Annotated in this window: 20 protein-coding genes; all 20 read right to left on the bottom strand. The window is 40.6% G+C overall.

All coding sequences use genetic code 11. From position 1 onward, the window contains the following. Nucleotides 1–9: 9 nt before the first annotated feature. Nucleotides 10–1,128: a hypothetical protein gene (locus K4Z77_RS07940; protein WP_224218984.1), complete on the bottom strand. Its 1,119-nt coding sequence runs from the start codon at nucleotides 1,126–1,128 to the stop codon at nucleotides 10–12. Nucleotides 1,129–1,192: 64 nt separating this feature from the next. Then, nucleotides 1,193–1,759, bottom strand: coding sequence for a GNAT family N-acetyltransferase (locus tag K4Z77_RS07935; RefSeq protein WP_224218983.1), 567 nt, complete (start codon nucleotides 1,757–1,759; stop codon nucleotides 1,193–1,195). Further along, nucleotides 1,746–2,324, bottom strand: coding sequence for a flavin reductase family protein (locus tag K4Z77_RS07930; RefSeq protein WP_224218982.1), 579 nt, complete (start codon nucleotides 2,322–2,324; stop codon nucleotides 1,746–1,748). Before K4Z77_RS07930 ends, K4Z77_RS07935 begins: the two co-directional genes overlap by 14 nt. Nucleotides 2,325–2,604: 280 nt before the next feature. Beyond that, nucleotides 2,605–3,000, bottom strand: a complete 396-nt coding sequence (locus tag K4Z77_RS07925; protein WP_084864475.1) for a helix-hairpin-helix domain-containing protein — start codon at nucleotides 2,998–3,000, stop codon at nucleotides 2,605–2,607. 95 nt (nucleotides 3,001–3,095) lie between these two features. Continuing rightward, nucleotides 3,096–3,350 carry a DUF1912 family protein gene (locus K4Z77_RS07920; RefSeq protein ID WP_000119706.1) on the bottom strand — a complete coding sequence of 85 codons (255 nt, stop codon included), beginning with the start codon at nucleotides 3,348–3,350 and terminating at the stop codon, nucleotides 3,096–3,098. Between the two features lie 9 nt (nucleotides 3,351–3,359). Beyond that, nucleotides 3,360–4,694 (bottom strand): DUF438 domain-containing protein, encoded by a 1,335-nt coding sequence (locus K4Z77_RS07915; RefSeq protein WP_224218981.1) that lies wholly within the window; start codon nucleotides 4,692–4,694, stop codon nucleotides 3,360–3,362. Further along, nucleotides 4,694–4,927, bottom strand: a complete 234-nt coding sequence (locus K4Z77_RS07910; protein ID WP_000368739.1) for a DUF1858 domain-containing protein — start codon at nucleotides 4,925–4,927, stop codon at nucleotides 4,694–4,696. Before K4Z77_RS07910 ends, K4Z77_RS07915 begins: the two co-directional genes overlap by 1 nt. Nucleotides 4,928–5,191: 264 nt before the next feature. After that, nucleotides 5,192–5,374 carry a hypothetical protein gene (locus tag K4Z77_RS07905; RefSeq protein ID WP_224218980.1) on the bottom strand — a complete coding sequence of 61 codons (183 nt, stop codon included), beginning with the start codon at nucleotides 5,372–5,374 and terminating at the stop codon, nucleotides 5,192–5,194. A gap of 1 nt (nucleotide 5,375) precedes the next feature. Further along, nucleotides 5,376–6,155, bottom strand: coding sequence for a hypothetical protein (locus tag K4Z77_RS07900; RefSeq protein ID WP_224218979.1), 780 nt, complete (start codon nucleotides 6,153–6,155; stop codon nucleotides 5,376–5,378). Nucleotides 6,156–6,525: 370 nt separating this feature from the next. After that, entirely contained in the window at nucleotides 6,526–7,635 is a 1,110-nt protein-coding gene (locus K4Z77_RS07895; protein ID WP_224218978.1) for an SPFH domain-containing protein, read from the bottom strand. Nucleotides 7,636–7,647: 12 nt separating this feature from the next. Beyond that, entirely contained in the window at nucleotides 7,648–8,205 is a 558-nt protein-coding gene (locus K4Z77_RS07890; protein WP_000386259.1) for a C1 domain-containing protein, read from the bottom strand. 20 nt (nucleotides 8,206–8,225) lie between these two features. Further along, complete coding sequence (locus K4Z77_RS07885) at nucleotides 8,226–8,729, bottom strand: hypothetical protein (protein WP_224218977.1); 504 nt, start codon at nucleotides 8,727–8,729, stop codon at nucleotides 8,226–8,228. Between the two features lie 169 nt (nucleotides 8,730–8,898). Next, the gene (rbfA, locus tag K4Z77_RS07880; RefSeq protein WP_001273601.1) at nucleotides 8,899–9,249 is read right to left on the bottom strand and encodes a 30S ribosome-binding factor RbfA; all 351 of its coding nucleotides are present in this window, start codon (nucleotides 9,247–9,249) and stop codon (nucleotides 8,899–8,901) included. Between the two features lie 250 nt (nucleotides 9,250–9,499). After that, complete coding sequence (gene infB, locus K4Z77_RS07875; RefSeq protein WP_224218976.1) at nucleotides 9,500–12,310, bottom strand: translation initiation factor IF-2; 2,811 nt, start codon at nucleotides 12,308–12,310, stop codon at nucleotides 9,500–9,502. 16 nt (nucleotides 12,311–12,326) lie between these two features. Further along, complete coding sequence (locus K4Z77_RS07870) at nucleotides 12,327–12,626, bottom strand: YlxQ-related RNA-binding protein (protein WP_001041390.1); 300 nt, start codon at nucleotides 12,624–12,626, stop codon at nucleotides 12,327–12,329. Next, on the bottom strand, nucleotides 12,619–12,912 hold the full coding sequence (gene rnpM / locus K4Z77_RS07865; RefSeq protein WP_000857561.1) for an RNase P modulator RnpM: 294 nt from the start codon (nucleotides 12,910–12,912) through the stop codon (nucleotides 12,619–12,621). Before rnpM ends, K4Z77_RS07870 begins: the two co-directional genes overlap by 8 nt. A gap of 21 nt (nucleotides 12,913–12,933) precedes the next feature. Continuing rightward, a complete protein-coding gene (nusA, locus tag K4Z77_RS07860) occupies nucleotides 12,934–14,070 on the bottom strand; it encodes a transcription termination factor NusA (protein WP_224218975.1) in 1,137 nt (378 codons plus the stop codon). 43 nt (nucleotides 14,071–14,113) lie between these two features. Further along, nucleotides 14,114–14,593 (bottom strand): ribosome maturation factor RimP, encoded by a 480-nt coding sequence (gene rimP / locus K4Z77_RS07855; RefSeq protein WP_001808916.1) that lies wholly within the window; start codon nucleotides 14,591–14,593, stop codon nucleotides 14,114–14,116. A 125-nt stretch (nucleotides 14,594–14,718) separates the two neighbouring features. Further along, entirely contained in the window at nucleotides 14,719–15,354 is a 636-nt protein-coding gene (gene trmB, locus K4Z77_RS07850; protein ID WP_001266103.1) for a tRNA (guanosine(46)-N7)-methyltransferase TrmB, read from the bottom strand. After that, nucleotides 15,351–16,145: a cell cycle regulator CcrZ gene (gene ccrZ / locus K4Z77_RS07845; RefSeq protein ID WP_000363005.1), complete on the bottom strand. Its 795-nt coding sequence runs from the start codon at nucleotides 16,143–16,145 to the stop codon at nucleotides 15,351–15,353. The genes trmB and ccrZ overlap by 4 nt, the downstream gene beginning before the upstream one ends. Nucleotides 16,146–16,237 lie beyond the last annotated feature (92 nt).

The following is a 16,237-nucleotide window of genomic DNA, read 5'->3' as shown; positions in this document are numbered from 1 at the left end:
TGTTCTCCTTTAATTTAACATTCTTAAAACTAGTTTTGAAATTCGTTTTTTCTTCTTCAAAAAAAGATAAAATCGTATTGGATGTCGAAAAATATTTGGTTGTTCTTTCTTTATTATTTTTTTCCTTAACTTTCTTCGTTTCTTTTCTAATGATCCTATATTTACTTTACTGTTTTCAAAATCATAAAGTTTAGATTCTAAACGTATTATATCATTGGTAAGCGTATTGGCTTTGTTATCTATTTTTAAAGATTTCTTTAGAAATTTCTCTATTGCTTTTACATAATTTTCTTCTACCTTATTTGACACTAATTGAAGATAATAAAACTCATAGATATACATCCCTAAAAGAGCAATAATAGCTATTGAAAAATTTTTCAAAAAGGTAGTATAGACTATCCCTATTATCCAGTTTATTAAGTAAGGGAAAGCAAAACAAAATAAGAAAACTAGTAATTTCCCTTTAACATTTTTAGAAGATTTTCTTTTTAAGACACCAATAAACTCTCTTTGAAACATAAAAGCAAGAAACGAATATATTAAAAAATACAGAGATATATAAGACTGTGCAAAATTTGAGCCTACTAAATTTGAGACCACTAAATTTGAGACTACTAAATTTGAGACTACTAAATTTGAGCCCACTAAATTTGAGCCCACTAAATTTGAGACTACTAAATATATCAAATAGAAATTAAAAACACAAAAAAATATTTGAACTATCCATGATAAAGCATTTAAATATTGAAACTTTGCCTCTTGCTTTCTTCTTTCCCAGTCATGTTTTAATAAAAGACTTAAAAAGTAGATAATATCTTTATATTTACCCTTAGCAAGGCTATCCCAAATATGCCCATCTTTCATAAAATAATCTTTTGTATTTTTAATATCAAGATTATAGCCATAGGGATTAATCAGCGCCCTTAATCTTTTCAAAGCACCTTTACGCTCAGAAGGAACTTGAAGATTCTCAATAATACCTTCAAGTTTTTTCCTCCACTCAGTTCGTTCTTTCACAATATAATCAAGTTGATTCTTTTTGTTATTACTGAGAAAAACCAGAATTGCACTCAAGATTGCTCCTATTCCTGCCCCACTAAGTAGAGCAACAACCTGACCTACTTCCATTTTTCAATCCCTTTCTCTTTAACGATATTATAGCTCAACATTTCACATTTTACAAACAGTTCAACTAACAATTTAAACTCTCCCACTCACTCCTCAGCAAGCCATATCTCAAATCATCACAGCGGTTGCCTTGAGCATCTTTGCGGTCTCTTATGCGAGCTTCGAGGGTAAAGTCAAGCTTTTCTGCGACTCGTTGACTTTGGACATTATAGCCAAAACAAGTTAGTTCAATCTTGTGAAGACCTAGTTCTCTAAAAGCTAGATCAATCAAGGCACGCGCTGCTTCGGGCACATAGCCTCGACCCCAATAATCGGGGTGCAAGGTATAACCAATCTCCAGCACATCGTCCTCGTGGCGATGGTTGAAATCAACAGAACCAATGACTTTATCGGTTCCTTTGACGACAATCCCATAACCAGCTGGGAGATTTTCCTTTTGATTGCTCTCGGGCAGAATATGCTCCAGATAATAAATCTCATCTTCCAAGGTCTTGACGGGCGGAAAACCTGCTGGATAGGCGACCTCTGGCAAACTAGCGTAGGCATGGATGTCTTCGGCGTCCGCCACTGTACGGACTCGTAAGACGAGCCGTTCGGTTTCCAACCGTTCTGGTAACTCAGCTCTTGTCATCCTTCTTCCTCGCTTTTTTGATGAAGCTCCCCTTCATATCTACACGCTTATCCAGATAACGATAGACGCGCTGATATCCATCTCCCATGAAATAGGTTGGGGCAAACAGTTCATTTCTAAAATGCCCCTTTTCATCCAAAAGTTCTGGGGCAACAAGTCGCTCAACAATCTTAGCGAAAATATGACAAATTCCCTCTTCCTCAACAATCCTATCTACCTGACAATCCAAAACGACTGGACAATCCTCTAAAATCGGTGCCTGAGTTCGTTCAGAAATTTCATAATGCACTCCCAAACGTTCCAATTTCTCCTGATGACTGATAAAACCAGCCTGCTCCATCTCGAGCATGAGATTTTCATCAGGAATATTCACAGTAAACTTCTGGTAATGCTTGATTTGCTCAGCCGCATTTTCCTCAGCTCCGACACCAATGACTAGCCAATCTCCCAAGCTATAAGAGGAGCTACAGGTCGTAATATTGTTTCCAAAATTCTGATCCTGATACCCCAAAATGAAGATAGGAAAGCCATAGTAGAGTTTACTTGTTTTAAAAGATTGCTTCATAACAACCTCCTTTTACTAAGACGCAAAAGAAAAGCCCTGCCATCTATATGACAGGGACGAATGTGTTTATCCGCGGTACCACCCAATTTCGGGCAGCGCCCGCCACTCTCATCTTTAAAACAAAAAGACACTTTTATTTCATTTTCATCCATTAGCAACCAGTTTTGACACATTTGTGGACTTCTCAGCACCGCCACTTTCTGTAAAATGTGGGATTCAAAACACCTCTAATGGCTCTATTGTAGCAAGATTTTGACGGAAATGCAAGGCACAAGAAAGATTACTTGAACTTGATGCCATTTTCCTTCAATTTCTTAATGGTAGCTGGGCCGATTCCTTTCAAGGCAAGGAGTTCTTTTTCAGTCCAGTTTTTGAAATCTGACGCAGACTTGATTCCTTCATCATAGAAAGTCTTGGCACGGTCAAGTGGGAGTCCACCCAAGTTTGCTGCAAAATCTTCTACAGAATTGGCTACTTTTTGGGCTTGCTCTTTGGTAGCTTCTACTGCTTGTTCAACTTTTTTAGAAACAGCCTTACCAGCTTGGCTTGCTGACTGTTCTGCACGTTTTACAACTTTTTTTGTCTCTTCTACAACCTTCGTCACAGCACTTGAAAAGGCACCTGCGCGACGGAGGCTATTTCGTAATTGTTTTTTACGATTGAGTTTCTTTGACATGATAAAATCCTTTCAATAAAAAACCCCTGCTCTGACAAGGATTTAATATAAATATTCTATCAAGATTTTAGTAAAAAATCAAGAATCTATCTCATTTAATAATTTCGCTCACCAAACAAGCCATCTGGCAAATCATGGAATCCCTTGCCTGCTTTGAAGTTTTCAAACTTACCAAGCAAGAACTGATAAGCATCCAAGCGGCTTTCGTAACGAATCATAGCATCTTTGGCACGTTCGTCTTGGTCTTCTTCGTAGACTTTTTGGCTTTCCTTGTGCGCCATGTCGTTAATCATGATTTGAGTATTGACCCAAGCTTCAAATTCCTTCATAAATTCTTGTTCGTAACTCATTTTTTCTCCTTATTCTAATCCACGGAAATAGTCCGTATCAATCTCACGGTAGGGTTGAATATCCTGAACGTACTCCAACACTCCTTGAAATTCTCCCTCCTCATCGTGCACTGCAGCGTAGGTGATGTGGACAAACTTACCTCGCGACTCAGACTTGAACCACATCTCATATTTGTCCTTGGTTCCCTCACGGAGGCCATTCATGATGGTCTTGACCTTGTCCAAGTACTTAGGCGGATGGCAGAGTTCGACATTGCGCCCGACTTGAGACGGTGTCCGTTTGAAAATCATCTCATCAGCTGGCGTATTGTCATTGTAATACTGGAAAATATCGTCTTTATTGACAAAGGTAATCTCCATGGGGAGGTGATTGAGAATCAGATTGGCCTGCTCGACTGAAAGATAGCCATTCCCAAAAGCCTGTTGACTATGACGGTCCAGCACTGCTTCCTTTTCCTTAGGGGTAAAGGTAATGGTAAACTGTCCTTCTGGCGTATCGATAACCTGCTGAACTTGTTCCTCTGCCGTATCTAACTCTACAGGCTCCTCTGCACTCTTTTCCTCAACAAAACTCTGGCGTTCTGGAACCCATTTCTCAGACGGACGGATAATAGCATAACCATAGGCATCGCTCTCCTCCGCAATCTGAAGCCAGTCATCCTGAGTAAAGGATTCAAGGAGAATCATGAGAAGGATGGACTCTTCCTTGAAAATCATACTTTCAAATTCTGTCGCAAAGGCTTCAAAAGCTTCTTTTACAGTGCTAATCGACACTTCTGGTAGTGACTTGGCTGTCGCTAGGGCTGTCTGAAAGAGTTCCCTAATCTGGTCATCCACTCCCCACATGACTTTTGGAGGTGAATCGTGACCATAGCGCTCCATGATAGGAAAGAAGAGTTCTTCTTTACGTTGGTAATGGATGTCAAATTGCCCCACAAGTCCCATCTGACGCACCAAGCCCTTGCACATCTCCGCAAGCATTTCTTCGTCTTCCATAGACTCATAGGTATCTAACAATCTCCGAATGCGAATCAAGGCAGCACGGAGGGCTAGATTTTCTTCCTTAAAGACCCGAACTGGGTGACCTGGGTGCTCGGTATCTGCAACTTCGACATCCTTAACAGCATTTTTAAAAAGATTGGCATGAACATCACAGAGTTCCATGACATCTTCAAAGGTGACACCTGAGTCTGAGTTCATCAGCTCGTGCTCCATAAGAGAAATCTCGATGGCTGAAACGCCTGTAAAGGTCGCATCAAAACGCTCCTGAACCGACTCAGGAGAGGCGCCATTATGCAATTCTAACAAAATATCCCGTAGGACATGAATCCGTTCATCTGCCATTAGTCTAATCCAATCACTTCGTAGCCGTTTGCTTCCAGTGTGCGAACAATCTTGTCCATAGGAGTTCCTTCAAGCTTAGAACCCTGTTTGAGTGATACTTTACGACCAACTGTGTTGCGCATCAAGGGATTGGCAAGGGGTTTAAAACCAAGTTCGACTAGAATTTCCAAGACTTCTGGATGCTTGTCCACCACTTCTGCAACGGGAATTGACACATCAATGATATTGTCCATGACGACCTCCATTATCGTTTATAAATGATATTATTTATTTTATTATACCATAAGGAAAGAGATTAAAAAACTAGCAGTACAAGACTTGCTAGTTCCACACGACTTGGATTACTATCTAAATAAGTTTAAAGAGCCAATCCAATAGCTTAAATAATAACTTGTAAAACAGCAATTGGACTGCAAAAGAAATGATCATCCAAAAGAATTTCATAATTCCAATAATCGGTTTGATAAAAATAATGGCAAGAAGTCCCCAGAAAAATTTCATTCTCTCTCCTCTGGCTTGATGAGCCACCGAGCCGTATCCATTAGCTTATCTGCAATAAAGAGTTTTCCCAGACCAACAACGACATGGTCATCTTTCTTTATCGTTTTCATGACTTTTACACCTTGCATGGTCAAAAAGTAATTCCCGTAAGTTTTAGCTAGAACTTTTATGAGTCCCATATCACTCTCCTTCGATGATTTCAGCCTCTTTTCGGATTGTTTCAACATCTTCTTGATATTGAACTTCACTATAGTTGACTAGCTTGGACAATTCTTTCTGTAAGCTTTCCCCCATCGGTTTCATAGTTGCAAAGGTTAAACCACCTGAAATGATACCACCCAAGATAGGAATGAATTTCCCCATTCCTTTGGCTAGCCCTCCCTTGGTCAGATTCACACCAAATATTTTTAAGACTTTTTTCAAAATAGGGTACCAAAGCGTCTTTGTTAAAGCTTTATTAGGTACTGTTTTCATTACCTGTTTGGCAATTGTTATACCACCAGCACGTAGCAAGGCAGCGGTTCCATTTACCCCCAACATGACGCCTAGATAAAGCAAGAGGGTATTTTGAGCATCTTCACTCAACTCCTCGCGTGAAGCCCAAAGATCCTCATAACCATAAATATAACCTAATTCTTGAGCCAATTTCAGAGAGAAACCATAAAATTGAGCCACATCAGCTGGAATGGTAATTGCCATAGCAATCCCTCCAGGTAATCCTGCCAAAACAGAGGTTCCACTAGCCAATAAAACATTATCCCTAATGCAGGCATTAGCCACTCTATCTAATATTTCTTGAGATAAGAGAGACGTTGGGCCTTGTTCTAATAAGGTAGGAATGTCCTGTGGATTCAATTCTTTGGAAAACTTATCCACTAAAAATTTCGAACGATCAACCTTAACAACAGGTAGTTTTACCACTTGTTGTAATACTTGCATAGCTAACTCTTGTTCAGCCATATACAAACTCCTTTTACTTCTGTAAGTTATATTCTATGATAGCATACTCTTTTAAAGCATGTTTCAAATTCTTCTCAAAAATTTTTAAAAATCCTTAGCAACTTATTTGTTTTGTTAAAGAATTTTAATAGTCTTTGTAGAGACAGCTAGAATATTCAACTCCTACCTTTACAACATGATAGTCTATCTATGAACGATAGTCTATTGTTGTTTCACCTAGAATATCCCTTGAATACACACTAATACTCTTCGAAAATCTCTTCAAACCACGTCAGCGTCGCCTTACCGTACCCAAGTACAGCTTGCGGCTAGCTTCCTAGTTTGCTTTTTGATTTTCATTGAGTATAACTATGAGCTTTCGAGCTTCATCTTATAAATCCATAATTTCTTTTTTCTTTCGATCAAATTCTTCTTGAGATAGTATCCCTGCATCTAAAAGAGATTTTAGTTTTGTAAGGGCTTCGATTTGTTCATCTAATGATAAACTTGCTTTCATGGCTTTTTCATCTAAACCTTGTGCCATATTCATACCGAAAATCATCCCTGCACCATCACCTAGACCATGTTGCTCCACTCCTGATGCAATTTTTTGTTGTGCTGCAATATTAGAAGCTTTCTGCGATACATCATCATAAGCTTTTAAATTCATCTTATTTGATGAAAATTGTTTAACCAATTCCTTAGATTCTGGTGAGAACTCAATATTAGCAATGGCAACTTTTACAATCTCAAATCCAAAACGTTCTTTCCAAGTCCCTGCATACTGTCCATCATTTGATACTTGTTCTGCAAGAACTGCAGCTTGTGAGGGTAATTGTGAAATACGATAAGTTGTTGACAAAGAATTAAGTGCAACAATAAAAGATTGGAGAAACTCTGTCACTATTTGTGATCTAGCTTGAGCACTGTCGAAGGTATAATAAGTCACATTGGCAGGAAGAAAATTTCTGATAAATTGCTTAGCATCTGTAATTTGGATAGAAAATGTTCCAAAAGCACGTACTTCTAAATCTGTCCCATAAAACAAATCATTATACATGACTGGACCGCGAGTCCCAAATTTAATATCACGAATTTCTCTCAAATTAACAAAACAAATCTGTTTTTGCTGATCACTTTGGCCACCGAATCCAACACGATTAACAACATTGTCAAACAGTGACTTTTTCAATCCATCACCGTTAAAAACACTGCTTTCACCATTTTGGTATTCATATCCACCTGGTTCTGTAATAATTTCCTCTATACCAGACTGACTAAAGATAAAGGCTGCAGTATTTTCTGGAATAAAAATCTTGGATCCGTTGGAAATAACACCTACAGATCCCTTCGTATTGACACCCCTACCATTATTATTTTCTTGAATAATACCTGGACTTACAGCTGTATGTTCATCAAAAGCTTGAACTGTGATAATTTCTTTCCACTGGTCTGCAAATGTCCCACCAATAGAATCTGTGATTGCTTTTATCAACCCCATTTAATTGCCCCCTTATAAACTCTGCTCCATATCACAATAGGCACATCTCACTGTTTGCTTCACTTGACCTGACAAAGGTGCTCCACAAAAGCTACACTTGGTTGAAATCTTTTCTGGCTCTGCATCCTTAATTCCAAGCCCTGCTTTAAAAGTGTCAAATGTATCCTTAAATGTTTCTGCCAAAACATCTGCTCCAAATAAGCTGCTATCTCCCAAGGTTTCAAAATTGCTTGTATCACCTGACATCAATTTAATAATGTTCCTAGCCCACTTATCAGTATCTTTAGTATTATTAAATGCAAAGATAGCTTGTCCGCCATTATAATAAATTTCCAGCCGTTTCACACCATTGGTTTTGGTTACTGAAACTTGAGGTTTCCCTTCAAAAATTTTAATCTGGTTAATGGGTATGGTAACTTGATCTTTTTTTCCTCCCCATAAACCTTTTTTGATATATATTAAGTGTAGATTCGTTAAAATTAATTCATCTGTAGACAAACCATTTTTCCCAAAACTCACATGGTCACTATTCATAACCATGTATTCATGTGGCAATAATTGATAATCCATATTGAACTCCACTCTTCCTATTAAAGACTAGCTTTCCACTGCTCCACTTGCTCATGTAGATTATCACGATAATCTTTTAGAGTCTTAATCACTTCTTCTTTCCCTTGAATCGGTGCTTTCTTGAGTGGACCATATTGTTTTTTCAAATCTTCCATTTCTTTTTTAGTGCTATCTTTTTGTTCTTGGATAGCAGCGCTATCTTCTAAAACAGTTCCTTTAAAGGCTTCGTCTGCTTCTGTATAGTAATTATCGATTATTTTCTCATTCATAATCAAGTAATCTTCATAAGTTTTTATAGACTCAATTGTCGCATCACTAACATCTTGTGGGTTGAAATCGCCTGAACTGAGTTTTTCTTTTGCTTTGGCAAGCAAGCCCTTCTTTTCAGAACTACTAGATGAAGCTTCTGTTTGATTCTCACTAGAAGAGCTACTTGTTTTTTCAGATAGAGAACTACAAGCAACTAGAGTAGAGACGGAAAGACATAGCAAGGCTAAACGACAAACTTTTTTTATATTATTCATTAATAGAATCTCCTTTTATTTATGAAATCATCATATCATATTTCCTAAAAAAAAAAAGCATTTTCTATTTAGCTAACCTTTAAAAATACAGAATTCTAGTTAAAAGAATATTTTTCCATTTCAAATTCCACCTATTTTCTCCACCAAAAAAGAGGGCTGCCCCTCCTTCTTAGTTCTTATCCAGATTACGTAGCATTTCGTCAATCTTGTTTCCATATTCGATGGACTCGTCTTTGACGAAGGTCAAATCTGGGATTTTGTACAATTTCAAATTTCGACCAAGTTCACGTTTGATGGTACCAGTTGCTTTCTCAAGCCCGATTTGAGCTTTTTGATTATCCGAAGCAAGGTTACTCAAAATGGTGTAGTAAACCTTGGCAACAGACAAGTCACCCAGCATCTGAACATCTGTAATGGTTACGCCTTGGACACGCGGATCACGGACTTTCTTTTGCAAAATCTCATTGACTTCACGCTTGATTTCCATGCCCACACGATCCGTACGGAAATGATTTGCCATGATATTCCTTTCTCTACTTTGAACCAAAAGCTAGGCCAGCAGACCTAGCTATTTTTAAATTTATTGATTTTCAGTTCAAATTGAAACGAAGTTCAATTTGAAATCATCCGCTTCTTTCGCTGTGGTGAAAGTGATGGAACTGATTTATCAGTCCCATCACAGGGGATTTTTGAGACCCCAGGCTCAAAAATAAGCAATGAAACCATCGGTTTGCTTGCGTCCCTCACCACCTAAGAAAGGAGCAAAAATCTTATCTCTTGATTTCTTCCATGACGTAGGCCTCAATCACATCATCAGTCTTGATATCATTGTAACCATCAATCATCAAACCACCTTCACGGCCGTTAGTCACTTCTTTCACGTCGTCTTTGTAGTGTTTCAAGCTAGCAAGTTCGCCGTCATAGATAACGACACCATCACGGATAACACGAACTTTAGAGTCACGGGTAACCTTACCGTTGATAACCATGAATCCACCGATAGTTCCCACTTTAGACACCTTGAAGGTCTCACGGATAACTGCTTCACCGATAACTTTTTCTTCGAATTCTGGATCAAGCATCCCTTTCATGGCTTCTTCCATCTCTTCGATAACCTTGTAGATAATGCTGTGGAGACGGATTTCCACATCGTCAGCTTCTGCTTGTTGACGAGCTTGTGGTGTAGGACGTACGTTGAAACCAACGATAAAGGCATTTGAAGCTTCGGCAAGAGTCACGTCTGATTCGTTGATCGCACCGACCGCTGAGTGGACGATGGTCACTTTGACACCTTCCACGTCAATCTTTTGAAGTGAGGCAGAAAGGGCTTCAACAGAACCTTGTACATCGGCCTTGATGATAACGTTAACAGACTTGAGTTCACCAGCTTTAAGGGTTTCAAAGAGGTTTTCAAGGCTGACACGTTGGGTAGCTTGACGTTGTTTCATAAGAGCACGTTTGGCACGCTCTTCACCTGCTGCACGCGCAGATTTTTCATCCTCGTAAACGGCAAAGTGGTCACCTGCCATTGGCGCTTCGTTCAAACCTGTGATTGAAACTGGTGTTGATGGTCCAGCCACTTTAACACGACGACCAAGGTCATTGGTCATGGCACGGACACGACCGAAGGTATTTCCGACAACGATTGGGTCTTGAACATTCAAGGTACCTTGTTGAACAAGTAGGGTTGCGACCGCACCTTTTCCTTTATCCAAGCGAGCTTCGATAACTGTACCGATCGCGCGCACTGTTGGGTCTGCCTTGAGTTCTTGGATTTCAGCCACAAGAAGGACTGTTTCCAACAATTCTTCGATATTTTGGTTGAATTTAGCTGAGATTTCAACAAATTCAGAATCTCCACCCCAAGCAGTTGACATAACCCCATGCTCTGCCAATTCACCGATAACGCGTTCTGGGTTAGCACCTGGTTTATCAATCTTGTTAATGGCTACGATGATTGGAACGTTGGCCGCTTTTGAGTGGTTAATGGCTTCGATAGTCTGAGGCATAACCCCGTCATCTGCCGCTACGACCAAGATAGTAATATCGGTAACAGAAGCACCACGCGCACGCATAGATGTAAAGGCCGCGTGTCCTGGTGTATCAAGGAAGGTAATCTTCTTGCCATTTTCAACAATTTGGTAGGCACCGATATGCTGAGTGATACCACCCGCTTCACCTGTCGCAACACGAGAGTTACGAAGGGTATCTAGGAGTGTTGTTTTACCGTGGTCAACGTGTCCCATGATAGTTACAACTGGTGGACGCTCTACCAATTCATCTTCATTGAGATAACCATCTTCGACAAAGAAACGTTCGATGTCGGCATTATCCACTTCAACCTTTTGTTTAGCTTCGATACCATAATCTACCATGAGGAGTTCGATGGTTTCTCCATCCAAGGATTGGTTCTGTGTGGCCATGACACCCATCATAAAGAGTTTCTTAACGATTTCAGCTGGTTCACGTTTGATACGTTTTGCGATTTCCGCAACGGTCATACCATCTGTATACTCAAATTCTGTTGGCAATTCATGGAATTTACGCTCTGTAACAGGTTTTGGAGTCTGATTACGGTTGTTCTTGTTATTGCCTTTTTTGTTCTTTTTGTTGTTATTCCAGTTACTATTCTTTTGATTTCTCACTTGATTTTGACTACTTCGATTCTTTTGTTGTTTTCTAGGACCATCTTCTTCATGATCATAATCGTCACGATTTTTGTCTGGTCGAGCTTGTTTTTTACGACGTGTATCCACTGCAGGTTCTGTTTTCTCAGGGACGACTTCAACCACTGCTTGAACTTGCTGTTCTTGTTGCGCTTGTTGGGCTTGTTCAGCTAACTTAGCCACTTCTTCAAAGATTTCCTCTGGCTCCTTGCGTTTGTTAGCTTGGGCCAAGGCTTCTTTGGCAGCCTGAGTCTGCTTGAAACGTTCCTCACTTGAACGGGCATATTCTGCATTTTGCTCTGCTTTTAGGGCTGCTGCACGGGCTTTAAAGTCAATACGTGGAGTCGCTTGATTTGAACGTTTGTCCTCTTGTTGACGGCGCTCGTTTCCACGATTTTGCTGACCTTGCTGTTTCTTAGCTTGGTCATTAAAGCGACGATTGTCGCGGTTGCCTTGACCTTGTTTTCCGCCATTACGACCGTCGTTTTTCTGACGGTTGCCGTTTTGTTGTTGGTCACGGTTATTGCCTTTATTTTGCTTGCGTCGTTCTGCCTGCTCTTTGGCACGGGCTTCACGCTCAGCCTTGAAATTACGGCTTTGCGGTTTAGCTACTGCTTTTTCTGTTTTAGGAGCAACTGGTTCAGCCGCTTTTGCCTCTTCCTTAGCTACAGCTGGTTTAGCTGGCTCAGATTTTTCGGCTTTCTTTTCTGCACTTGCTTTTGGTGCTGCAGGTTTTGCTTCTTCTTTCGGAGCAGCTGCGGACTTAAAGCTGGCAGCGATTTTTGCAGCGACAGCTTCTTCCACACTTGATGAGTGGCTTTTCACATCCAAGCCCAACTCTTTTGCACGCGCTACAACTTCTTTACTTTCTTTTCCAAGTTCTTTTGCGATTTCGTACAATCTTTTCTTAGACAAATCATGTCCTCCTCTTCTATTCCATAAGAGACCTCATTTTCTTTGTAAATCCAGCATCTGTTACAGCCAAAACCTTTCTCGATTTTCCGACTGCTATGCTTAATTCCAGTGTTGAAAACACGGTTACAATTTCTACTTGATAATAATGACTTTTATCTTGAATCTTCTTGGTCAGATTGGGTCCAGCATCATGGGCTAGAAAGACCAACTTGGCCTTGCCATCTTGAATGGCCTTGACCACCAATTCTTCACCCGATATAATCCGACCTGCTCGCTGAGCAAGCCCCAAGAGATTGCTTATCTTTTGCTTATTCAAGTCCTAACTCTCTTCTTTTCACTTTGTGATCCACATAAGCGATCAACTCGTCATAAAAGCTTTCATCCACTTCCATGCTAAAGCTGCGGTTAAAGACCTTCTTCTTTTTCGCCTCTAAGGCTTCTGCATTGTCTAGCTTGATATAAGCGCCGCGGCCATTGGCCTTGCCTGTCGGATCTATAAAGACTTGTCCTTCCTTGTTTTTGACAATGCGGAGCAAATCACGCTTATCAATCACTTCGTTAGACACGACAGACTTGCGCAAAGGGATTTTTCTTGTTTTCATCTTTCCCTCCTCTAGCAGCTTTTATTCTTCTACAGTATCGTTTTCTGCTTCCAAATCTACCGAACCAGCTTCTTCCATGGCTTCAAATTCGCTAGCAGACTTGATATCAATACGGTAACCAGTCAAGTGAGCTGCCAAGCGCACGTTTTGTCCACGACGACCAATGGCAAGAGAAAGCTTGTTATCTGGTACAACCACCAAGGCACGTTTGCTGTCGTTTTCATCAAAGATAACTTGGTCAACTTCAGCAGGAGCGATAGCATTGTAGATAAATTCAGCTGGATCAGCTACCCACTCGATAACATCGATGTTTTCTTCGATTGGTACCGTACGACCGCTCTTGGCATCGTAACGAGCTGGGTGGAATTTGCTAGTAATCTTCTTGATATTAGCACCACCACGTCCAACGATTGTACCGATAGCGTCCACGTTTGGATTGTGGCTACGAACGGCAACCTTCGTACGGTCACCAGCTTCACGAGCCACGCTCATGATTTCAACAGTTCCATCATAAACTTCTGGGATTTCTTGCTCCATCAAGCGTTTGATCATTTCTGGATGGCTACGGCTAACAAAGACGTTGACACCACGAGGGTTGTCTTCAACCTTGTAAACATAGACTTCAATACGATCATGGGAAGCAAAAACTTCTCCAGGAATTTGGTCTTGTTTTGACAATTGGGCTTCAATGCTACCAAGGTTGACATAGATGAAGCGGTTGTCGAAGCGCTCCACTGTACCTGACATGATTTCTTGCTCATGTTCTTTGTAAGTATTGTAAGTGATGGCACGTGTTTGCTTGCGCATTTTTTCCATGATGGTTTGTTTGGCAGATTGAGCTGCTACACGACCAAACTCAGCAGGTGCTTCTTCAAACTTGATTTTATCACCAAGTTCATAGGCTGAATTAATGGCAAGAGCATCTTTCAAGCTGATTTCCAAACGGCTATCAAATACTTCATCAACAACTTCACGGACAGTATAAACGGTAAAATCACCTGTTTTTTCGTTGAAGTCAATAGCTACGCTGTCTGATTGACCATAGCGTCTGCGATAAGCGGAACGAAGCGACTCTACTACTGCGTCGATGATATCTTCTTTTTTGATTCCCTTGTCTTCTTCCAAAATGCGGAAGGCCTCTAGCATTTCTTTACTCATGTTTTCTTCACTTTTGAATCCTCAAAAGCTATCCTTTCTTTTTCTATAATTTAACTGCTAAACGTGCTTTTGATACTAAACTATATGGAATTTGGACGGTTTTCTTACGCGTCTTGTCCATATATTCCATAGTCAACTCATCCTCTTCAAAGGCCAGCAAGGTTCCTTCAAAGACCTTTTGCTTATCGATGGCTTGGTAGAGCCCGACATGGATGTATTTCCCAACCGCTCCAGCGACGGCATCCTTGGTTTTCAAAGGACGTTCCAAGCCTGGACTGGTGATTTCTAGGAAATATTGTTCTGGGAAGGGATCTGGCTTGATGGTGTCTAGGACAGGACTGATCATTTCTGTCAAGTCCGCCGTATCGTTCAAGGTAATTCCTTCAGGTTTATCTACAAAAATACTGAGAATCATGTCACTGCCAATCTTTCCATACTCGATATCCACGAGTTCGAAAGGAGCTTCTATGACAGGTTCTACAACTTCTCTGACTAATTCTACGATTGTTGCGATTGCGTCCACCTCCTCATAAGCAAGAGGCGAAGATATTTCCCCGCCTCACTTTTCATATTCTTACTATTAGTGTAGCACATTTGCCAACTTATGTAAAGCAAAAGCACTTATACAGCCTGATTTCAGGCTATTTCTTAAAATTCTGCCTCAACACGGTAGATAACTTGTCCCTTGTTGGAGAATTTTTGCTCGTATTCTGTCATGACATTGCCTTCAAAATCACTGGCATGCAAATCTAGCCAGACACCGTTGAGCTTCATGCCATACTGAGAAAAGCTCACTAAACTGTACTCAAACAAGCCACGGTTATCCGTCTTGAAATGAATTTCTCCATTTTCAGGCAAGATACGTTTGAAGGTATCCAAGAAGGTCTTGTAGGTCAAACGACGCTTTTCATGGCGTTTTTTCGGCCATGGATCTGAAAAGTTCAGATACAAGCGATCAATCTCACCATCTTCAAAGTAGTCGGTCAAGTCAGAACCATCTACCCACAAGAGCTTGATGTTAGGCACTCCAACTTCAAGCACCTTGTCCAAAGCGTAGCTCAAAACAGACTTTTGAATATCAATCCCGATATAGTTGATGTCAGGGTTTTGCTTAGCCATACCTGAAACAAAGGCACCCTTTCCACTTCCAACTTCCACATGAATGGGATTGTCGTTTCCGAACAAGTTCCGCCATTTCCCCTTGGCTTCCAAGGGATTGAGGACCACATACTGGGGATTTGCCTCTAGTAATTCTGTCGCCCCTTTACGATTTCTAACTCTCATCTTCTCTTTCCATACTTGTCTCGGAAGTGACGCAAGCCATGAATCTCCCGATTGACATTTTCTAAATCTTGGTTCATATAATACTTGGAAATCTGGCTCAAATAAGACAATTGACCGTACCAATACAATTTATTTAATACCGTTTGATTGTACTTGTAACCGTAGTAGGTCAACCATTCCTTCCACTGATGTTCTGGAATATAATGGCAGAGCATATGGGCCACATCAAACATGCGGTCGGTCAAGCGAACCGAATCCCAATCCACCAAATAAATCAAGCCACTATCTGTCTCAATCCAATTACTATGTCGTACATCTCCATGGACAATGGTCGCATAGTCCTCTCTAAATCCTGGAATAGTCTGACGTAAATCAGCCATCACTTCACTGATAAAATGATTTTTACGCAAAGCATCTGGAGCCGTTTCCTGCCAAGACTGCAGTAAATCTACAGGTGTTTCCATGGCATAGCCCAAACGACTCAACTGCGTCATCAAAGGACGTGAGCGATGTAGGCGGGTTAAAATATTGACGATTTGTTTACGATTCATATCATAGGGGGTCAATATCTTGCCTGTCAACCATTCTTGAGCACACATATCACGCCCATCTGCCAAACGGCGGCTCCATAATAATTGTGGAGCAATTTGTTCTCTAGCTAGACCAGGTAGGATTGGAGAGGTGTTCATTTTTACAAAGATGCGCTTCCCGTCAGGATAGCTACCCATATAAGCCTTACCACTTTTCCCAGGTATGGGAGTCAGTGTTAGCTCATTATCACCCAAATCCATTTCTTTCCTCCGTATAAAGTTTCCTTACTATTCTACTAGTTTTTGCCCTATTCGTCAACCGGTCCACACCCGATTCTCAAAGAAAAGCCTAT

The sequence above is a fragment of the Streptococcus mitis subsp. hohhotensis genome (genome assembly GCF_020089495.2).
GTDB classification, from domain to species: Bacteria; Bacillota; Bacilli; order Lactobacillales; family Streptococcaceae; genus Streptococcus; species Streptococcus hohhotensis.
This window is presented reverse-complemented; position numbering and strand designations above follow the sequence as displayed.